The 7,831-nt window shown below is 72.4% G+C and carries 9 protein-coding genes; 1 reads left to right on the top strand and 8 read right to left on the bottom strand.

Annotation, left to right across the window (positions count from 1 at the left end):
* From A5481_RS03425 to serB, 6 genes are all read right to left on the bottom strand, one after another.
* The coding region (locus tag A5481_RS03425) for a 1-deoxy-D-xylulose-5-phosphate synthase N-terminal domain-containing protein (RefSeq protein WP_280818822.1) at positions 1 to 744 on the bottom strand (744 nt) is incomplete at its 3' end.
* A gap of 60 nt (positions 745 to 804) precedes the next feature.
* The gene (locus tag A5481_RS03430; protein WP_048433541.1) at positions 805 to 1,095 is read right to left on the bottom strand and encodes an exodeoxyribonuclease VII small subunit; all 291 of its coding nucleotides are present in this window, start codon (positions 1,093 to 1,095) and stop codon (positions 805 to 807) included.
* Positions 1,096 to 1,236: 141 nt separating this feature from the next.
* Positions 1,237 to 1,749: a tyrosine phosphatase family protein gene (locus A5481_RS03435; protein ID WP_048433542.1), complete on the bottom strand. Its 513-nt coding sequence runs from the start codon at positions 1,747 to 1,749 to the stop codon at positions 1,237 to 1,239.
* A 19-nt stretch (positions 1,750 to 1,768) separates the two neighbouring features.
* The gene (locus tag A5481_RS03440; protein ID WP_048433543.1) at positions 1,769 to 2,395 is read right to left on the bottom strand and encodes a YfbR-like 5'-deoxynucleotidase; all 627 of its coding nucleotides are present in this window, start codon (positions 2,393 to 2,395) and stop codon (positions 1,769 to 1,771) included.
* A complete protein-coding gene (locus A5481_RS03445; RefSeq protein ID WP_048433544.1) occupies positions 2,392 to 3,042 on the bottom strand; it encodes a DNA-3-methyladenine glycosylase I in 651 nt (216 codons plus the stop codon). Before A5481_RS03445 ends, A5481_RS03440 begins: the two co-directional genes overlap by 4 nt.
* Before the next feature lie 153 nt (positions 3,043 to 3,195).
* The gene (serB, locus tag A5481_RS03450; protein ID WP_048433545.1) at positions 3,196 to 4,092 is read right to left on the bottom strand and encodes a phosphoserine phosphatase SerB; all 897 of its coding nucleotides are present in this window, start codon (positions 4,090 to 4,092) and stop codon (positions 3,196 to 3,198) included.
* Between the two features lie 61 nt (positions 4,093 to 4,153).
* On the opposite strand from serB, the gene miaA reads away from it, so the two are divergent.
* Positions 4,154 to 5,086 carry a tRNA (adenosine(37)-N6)-dimethylallyltransferase MiaA gene (gene miaA, locus A5481_RS03455; RefSeq protein ID WP_048433546.1) on the top strand — a complete coding sequence of 311 codons (933 nt, stop codon included), beginning with the start codon at positions 4,154 to 4,156 and terminating at the stop codon, positions 5,084 to 5,086.
* Between the two features lie 165 nt (positions 5,087 to 5,251).
* On the opposite strand, the gene A5481_RS03460 is transcribed toward miaA, so the two are convergent.
* Both A5481_RS03460 and A5481_RS03465 read right to left on the bottom strand, forming a co-directional pair.
* Positions 5,252 to 7,330, bottom strand: coding sequence for a membrane protein (locus A5481_RS03460; RefSeq protein ID WP_048433547.1), 2,079 nt, complete (start codon positions 7,328 to 7,330; stop codon positions 5,252 to 5,254).
* Positions 7,324 to 7,758 (bottom strand): endonuclease domain-containing protein, encoded by a 435-nt coding sequence (locus tag A5481_RS03465; RefSeq protein ID WP_064503779.1) that lies wholly within the window; start codon positions 7,756 to 7,758, stop codon positions 7,324 to 7,326. The genes A5481_RS03460 and A5481_RS03465 overlap by 7 nt, the downstream gene beginning before the upstream one ends.
* Positions 7,759 to 7,831: the final 73 nt, after the last annotated feature.

The raw sequence follows: 7,831 nt of genomic DNA on the forward strand, positions 1-7,831 counted from the left end.
GATGCCGCGGGCGTATTCCTCCGCCCGGGCGGCGGTGTCGTAGATCGCCTTGGGCAGCAGGCGGCCGAACTGCTTGGCGGTGTCGCGCAAGCTGCGGTAGGTGTCGCCCGAGACGAGGCGCGCGAGGTAGGACGACATCGCGCCGACGGGCGGCGCGATCGACATGTCGTTGTCGTTGAGGATGACGATGAGGCGGGATTTGAGCGCGCCGGCATTGTTCATCGCCTCGTAGGCCATGCCGGCCGAGATCGAGCCGTCGCCGATGACGGCGACGACGTTGCGGCGCGGCGGGGTCTCGCCGCGCGCTCGTGCCGAGGCATCGGACAGGTCGCGGCCGATGGCCATGCCGAGACCGGCGGAGATCGAGGTGGAGGAGTGGGCGGCGCCGAAGGGATCGTAGGGGCTCTCGGCGCGCTTGGTGAAGCCGGAGAGGCCGCCGCCCTGGCGCAGGGTGCGGATGCGGTCGCGGCGGCCTGTCAGGATCTTGTGGGGGTAGGCCTGGTGGCCGACATCCCAGATGATGCGGTCGTCGGGGGTGTTGAAGACGTAGTGGAGGGCGACGGTGAGCTCGATGACGCCGAGGCCCGCGCCGAGATGGCCGCCGGTGACCGAGACGGCGTCGATGGTCTCGGCGCGCAGCTCCGCGGCGAGCTGCGTCAGGTCGCTCTCGGGCAGCTGGCGCAGGTCCGCGGGAATGCGGACGCGGTCGAGGAGGGGAAGGTTGAGCGGTGACACCGGAGCCATCCTCACGTCCGGAAGGAAAGAACCCGCCGCCGGATCCCGGGGCGGGAAGAATGGGAGCGATCAGGCGACATCGAGCGGCGCCGTCCCGGCGGCGCGTCCGTCCGCCCCGAGGGTGATGCGCTGGATGCGCGCCTCGGCGCGCTGCAGCAGCGCCTCGCAGTGCCGCTTGAGCGCCTCGCCGCGCTCGTAGATCGCGACGGACTCGTCGAGCGGCACGTTGCCCTGTTCCAGGCGCTGCACGATGCCCTCGAGTTCCTCGAGGGCCTTCTCGAACGGCAGATCCGCGGTTCCGGTCGGGCCGGCGGGTGCGGGGACTGCCGCGCGGCTGGCGTCGGACCGGGCTGCGGACATGCGCGACGATACTCCCATGATGAGCGATGGGTTATGGCGACCAGAACCGCGCGAAACAACCCTTCGGCGCTGCCGCAGGGCCGCGGCGGCGCCGTGCGTGCCCGTTTGCGCGCCAGGGCTGGCGTTTCGGCCACAGTGGAATCAGTCAATGGTGAGCCGGAACGGTTCGCCCTCGAAGGCGTCGGCGCCGCGGCCGATCGCCGCGATGGCCGCCACCATGCGCCCGTCGCGGCCGAGCAGTGCATCCGCCACCGCGACGAGGCGCCGATTCGGGGTCGCCGAGGGCGAGGCCTCGCGCAGCTCCCGGGCGATCTCGGCCTCGTCCCGGTCCGGCCGCAGGGCGCAGGTCGCGATGAAGGCGGCGGCGGTCGAGCGGCTGATGCCGGCGTAGCAGTGGATCACCAGCGGCTGCGTCCGGTCCCAGGCGCGCACGAAATCGAGGAGCCGGCGCACATGCGCCTCGTCGGGCAGGACGTGGCCGTCGAGGGCGTCGGTGATGTCGCTCACCCCGACGAACAGGTGGTCGCCCTCGGCGATGCTCGGCGGCCGGGTCACCGGGGTGCCGACATTGATGAGCGTCACCACGTGGCGCGCGCCGGTCGCCGCGACGGTCTCGGGCAGGCGGGACAAGGCGCAGACGTGCAGGGTCGGCATGGCGGCGGACGTTCCTTGTCTATGAGGCCGTTGCCGGCTGGGCGACACCCGCGGCATCGTCGGCGAGGGCGTGGAATCGGGCGAGGAAGGCGCTCTGCGCCTCGGCGGTCGGCCAGGGTTCGAGCAGGGTGCCGAGATCGCCGTCGAGCCGGTCCGGCCTGCCGAAGACCCGCACGGCCTCGACCTGCGAGAAGCCGGCGAGCCGCGTCGCCTCGAGATAGGCGCTCAGGCGGTCGGCCCGCTTGATCAGCCGCTGCGTCGCGGCGGTCGGCTCCGGGGTCAGGCCGAAGCGCAGGCGGATCGCCGCGAGGAGCCGGGTCTCGACCGCCTTGTAGGAATGGCCGATCGCCGCCTTGAACGGCGAGATGATGTCGCCGATCACGTATTCGGGCGCGTCGTGCAGCAGCAGCTCCAGCCGGCCGGCGGCATTCGTCGCCGGCTCGAACGCCCCGCCGATCGCCTCGACGAGCAGCGAGTGCTGCGCCACCGAGAAGACGTGCGGGCCGGCCGTCTGGCCGTTCCAGCGTGCGACGCGCGCGAGGCCGTGGGCGATGTCGACGATCTCGACGTCGAGGGGGGACGGGTCGAGGAGGTCGAGGCGCCGCCCCGACAGCATCCGCTGCCAGGCCCGGGGCTGCCCGCTCATGCCGTTCCCCCGGGGCCGCCAAGCTCCCGCGGGGACGTGCAAGGCCCCGGCAGGGCGGCGCAAGGCGCGTGGCGGCAGCAATCGACGAGGTGGTCGTTGATCATGCCGACCGCCTGCATGAAGGCGTACACGATGGTCGGGCCGCAGAAGCCGAAGCCCTGCGCCTTCAGCGCCTTCGACATCTTTCGCGACGCCTCGCTCTCGGTCGGGATGTCGGCGCGGCTCTCCGGCCGCGGCTGCAGCGGGCGCCCGTCGACGAAGTCCCACAGGAAGGCCGAGAAGCCCGGTCCCCCCTCCTGGATCGCCAGCCAGGCGCGGGCGCTGCGGATCGTCGCCTCGATCTTGGCGCGGTTGCGGATGATGCCGGCGTCCTGCATCAGCGCCTCGACCTCCCGGGGGCCGAACCGCGCGATCGCCTCCGGCTCGAAGCCCGCGAAGGCGCGACGGAAGCCGTCGCGCCGGCGCAGGATGGTGATCCAGGACAGGCCGGCCTGGAACCCGTCGAGAATCAGCTTCTCGTAGAGGGCGCGGTCGTCGTGCTCGGGCACGCCCCACTCGGTGTCGTGGTAGGCGACGTAGAGCGGGTCGGTGCCCGGCCACCAGCAGCGCTGGCAGCCGTCGGGATGCAGGATCAGGCCGGTCGACATCCGGTGTCGTGTAGCGGTGCGGGAGCGGAACGCAACCGGCTGCGCGACGCGCCACGCAGACTTGCGTTGGCAGGCCAACGCTTCGCCCGCTTAGGTTCTTGTTGTGTCGCAAATTTTTGGCGCCGAACCGGTAACCGCTTCGGCGAAATCCGCTTAGGCGGTGAACTCGGCGGCGGCGAAGCCCTGCAGGTAGAGCAGGCCCGTCAGGTCGCCGTGGTCGATCCGGGCATGGGCGGCGGCGGCGACCGCCGGCTTGGCCCGGAAGGCGACGCCGAGGCCCGCCGCCTCCAGCATGGCGAGGTCGTTCGCGCCGTCGCCGACCGCCAGGGTCTCGGCCGGGTCGAGGCCGAGGCGGGTGCGCAGCTCGAGGAGCGCGTCCCGCTTGGCGTCTCGCCCGACGATCGGCTCGGCGACCGTCCCGGCGAGCGTATCGCCCTCGGTCTCGAGGCGGTTCGAGCGGTGCTCGTGAAACCCGATCCTCTCCGCCACCGGCCCGGTGAACAGGGTGAAGCCGCCCGACACCAGGGCCGTGTAGGCGCCGTGGGCCTTGAGGGTGCGCACCAGCGTGCGCCCGCCCGGCATCAGGGTGATGCGCTCGGCGATCACCGCGTCGACGGCGGTCAGCGGCAATCCCTTGAGCAGGGCGACGCGCTCGCGCAGGGCCGGCTCGAAGGCGATCTCGCCGCGCATCGCCCGCTCGGTGATCGCCGCGACGTGATCCTTGAGGCCGACCACGTCGGCGAGCTCGTCGATGCATTCCTGGCCGATCATCGTCGAATCCATGTCGGCGAGGAACAGGCGCTTGCGCCGGTGCGGGCCGGCGACCTGGACGGACACGTCGATCGGCTCGTCCCGGAACGCCGTGCGCAGGCGCTCGGCGAGGGCCGACCCTGCGGCAGGCGGATCCTCGACCAGGATCTCGGCCGCGACCTCGCCGTGCAGGATGCGCGGCTGGTGCCCGGTCGCCAGCAACTTCCGGGCTTCGGCCAGCACCGCATCGGTGATGGCGGGGCGCTCCGGGTTTGCTATCAGGGTCGCGACCAGGGTCATCGGGAATCTCGGGCTCGTCGTCTCGCGGCGCGTCCGGCTGCGCATGGGTTGAGGAGCAGGCATGGACGGGCGGGTTCGGGCGATCCTCATCGCAGGGCCGACCGCCTCGGGCAAGTCGGCCCTGGCGCTCGCCCTCGCCCGCCGGCACGGCGGCGTGGTGATCAATGCCGATTCGATGCAGGTTTACCGCGACCTGCATCGCCTGACGGCCCGGCCGAGCGCGGAGGAGGCCGCGCAGGCGCCCCACCGCCTCTACGGAACGGTCGACGGCGCGGTGAACTTCTCCGTCGGACACTACCTCGCGGAAGCAGGCGGCGCGCTTCGCGAGGCGTGGGAGGCGGGTCGCCTGCCGATCGTCGTCGGGGGCACCGGGCTCTACTTCATGGGCCTGACCGAGGGCCTGTCGGCGATCCCGCCGGTGCCGGACGCGGTCCGGGCGGCGGTGCGGGCCGAGGCCGAGGGCTGTGAGACGTCCGACCTCCACGCCGCCCTCGCCCGCCGCGACCCGGACGGGGCCGCCCGCCTCGACCCGAACGACCGCCTGCGGGTGCTGCGCGCGCTCGAGGTGCTGTCCGCCACCGGCCGGCCGATCGCCGCCTTCCAGGCCGCGCGCCGGCCGGGGCCGCTGACCGGCCTTCCCTGCACGAAGCTCTTCCTCACCCCGGACCGGGACGCCTTGCGGGCGCGGATCGACGCCCGCTTCCTCGCCATGATGGCGGCCGGCGCCCTCGACGAGGTCCGGGCGCTGGCCGACCGCGGCCTCGACCCGATGCTGCCGGTGATGCGCGCCCACGGCGTGCCGGGACTGGTCGCCCACTTGCGTGGAGAGGTGCCGTACGACGAGGCCGTGGCGCGGGGCCAGGCCGATACGCGGCGCTACGCCAAGCGGCAGGTGACGTGGTTCCGCCATCAGGCGGGCGCGGACTGGAGGTGGCTGGCGCCGGAGGCGGCGATGGCGGGGGTGGATGCCGGAACGTGGGACGATCCGGGCTGAGGGACGGCCGCGACGCCCGGTTTCATCGACTTCCTCAGAGCTTCCCCGAGCAGAGCTTCCCCGAGCGCCCTGCGACCCTGCCTCGGCGGCCACGCGCCGACGCGCGGCCGCCGTCGAGGATGAGCGGATGGCGGCAGGCCGTCGCGCCGCCGGCCGGACTTCCGCTCACGCCCGCCCGCGCCGGCCCTCCACCAGCCACATCGCCAGGACCGCCGCCGCGAGGGCCGCGAGGGCCGCGAGGCCGAGGCCGAGCGGATAGACCGACACGCCGCGCACCACCGCGCTGTCGCTCGGGCGGAAGCCGATCCAGTCGGAGCCGGAAAGCCGCCCGGACCGGGCGATCTGCAGGCGCGGGATGGCGAGCCCGCCGCCCGCCTCGGCGAGGCGGCGCACCGAGCCGCCGGTCGCCTCGGCGAGCGGGCGCAGGCGCTCGGTGTCGCTGAAGACGTCGACCAGCTCGCGCGGGTTGGCCGGACCGACGCTGACGAAGGCGACGAAGCTGCCGGCCCGCAGGGTGTGCAGGCCGAGCTCGTCGGCCTCGAAGGCGGCGGCGAACAGGCCGGGCTTGTCGGGGTTCAGCGTCAGGGTGCGGGTCTTGCCGCTCGGCGCCGTCACGGTCACCGGCTCGGCGGTGTCGCCCATGGTCTGGCGCTCGACCCGGACCTCGCGGCCGTGGCCGGTCGTGGTCGCCCGCAGGGCCTCCTCCTCCAGGGCCGGCTCCTTCATCAGCCAGTGGCCGAGGCGGCGCAGCAGGTCGAGATGCGGACCGCCCTCCTGGTAGCCGCGGGCCCAGAGCCAGGCATGGTCGGAGAGGAGGAGCGCGACCCGGCCCTTCTCCTCGCGGGAGAGCGCCAGCAGCGGCAGCGAATCGGCCCCCGCCATGATCGGGGTGACGCCGGGCCGGACCTCGGCGCCGATCAGGCGCAGCCAGTCGCCCCAGGCGGGGGGCGAGGCCTCCGAGCCCGGCAGGTCGCGGGTGACCGGATGGCGCTGGCCGCTATTCGTCAGCGCCGCCTTGTAGGGCCGCTCGACCACCCGGCCGTTCGGCTCGCCGGGCAGGATCGCGGCGAGCCGCGTGCGGGCGAGGCTGGCGGCGGAGGCGAATTCCGGGCCGGCGGCGATCAGCAGCGCGCCGCCCTCGCGCACGTAGCGCACGATGTTGTCGAAGTAGCTCGACGGCAGCACGCTCTGGTTGGCGTAGCGGTCGAAGATGATGAGGTCGAAATCCTTGATCTTCTGCTGGAACAGCTCGCGGGTCGGGAAGGCGATCAGCGACAGTTCCGAGATCGGCGTGCCGTCCTGCTTCTCCGGCGGGCGCAGGATGGTGAAGTGGACGAGGTCGACGTTGGCGTCGGACTTGAGCAGGTTGCGCCAGGTGCGCTCGCCGGCATGCGGCTCGCCCGAGACCAGCAGCACCCGGAGCTTCTCGCGGATGCCTTCGATCGGCAGCACCGCGCGGTTGTTGGCGGTGGTGAGCTCGCCCGGCAGGGCCTCGGCCTCGATCTCGACGACGTTCGGTCCCCCGTGCTCGACCCGCAGGGTCAGGGTGAAGGGCTGGCCGGTGCGGACGGTCTGGCGCACCACCTCCTCGCCGTCGCGGCGCACCGTCACCACCGCCGAGCCGGTGCCGCCGCGCTCCATCACCTCGGCCCGGATGGTCTGGTCGCGCCCGACGATGCCGAAGCGCGGCGCCTCGATCAGGCGGATCTGCCGGTCGCGCTCGTCGGACCGGCCGGTGACCAGCACGTGGAGCGGCGCCTTGAAGCTGGCGGAGGCGAGGTTCGCCGGGATGTCGTGGACGACGCCGTCGGTCAGCATCACCACGCCGGCGAGCCGGTCCGGCGGCACGTCGGCGAGCGCGCTGGACAGCGCCGTGAACAGCCGCGTGCCCTCGTCGCCGCCGGCCTCCGGCACGTCGACGAAGCGCGGCTCGATCTCGGCGAGGGTGCCGAGACGGCGCTGCAGCTCGGCCCGCACCCGGTCGGTGATCGCCGGCCGGTCGCCGAGCGCCTGCGAGCCCGAGCGATCGACCACGACGGCGACGACGTCCTTGACCGGCTCGCGCTCCTCCTGGACCAGCGAGGGATTGGCGAGCGCCAGCAGCACCAGGGCGAGGACGAGGACGCGCAGCAGCGCCACCGGCCCGCGGGCGAGGAAGGCGACCAAGGCGAGGATCGCGGTGAGGCCGGCCAGGCCCAAGAGGACCGGGACGGGGACGAGCGGGGCGAGGCTGAGGCTCAGCATGAGGATGTCTCTGTGCTGCGGTTCCGCCGTGGCGGCCGCATGTCGTGGAGGTCGTAGGGAGCGGACGGCGTATGCGGCATTCCCTCGCCCCCTGGGAATGCCGCATCCGTGATCCGTGTCAGGACGGCGTCGAGATCAGACAGAACGTCCTCGTTCTTGAAACGCATCAGACAGAAGCCCAGGCGTTCGATTTCCTCCGTTCGCCGGCTATCGTAGTCACGGTGCCACTCGTGCTGCCGGCCATCGAGTTCAATGATCAGTTTTCGGTCAAGCGATAGGAAATCGACCGTGTAGAGCAGAAGAGGAACTTGTCGCTTGAACTTGATTCCATGGAAGCGGCGTCCGCGCAGCACAATCCAGAGACGATCCTCGGCCGAGGTCGCCTGCTGCCGCAAGCCCCTGGCAAACTGCCTGGGTTCTCGGGCCATGCTGTCTGCTCCTCTGCGAAGATGCGTATCAACGACACAGCTTGTTTCTAGAGGAGCGCGGGATCCCCTCTCC

This window comes from Methylobacterium platani (genome assembly GCF_001653715.1).
In the GTDB taxonomy this organism is placed as follows: Bacteria; Pseudomonadota; Alphaproteobacteria; order Rhizobiales; family Beijerinckiaceae; genus Methylobacterium; species Methylobacterium platani.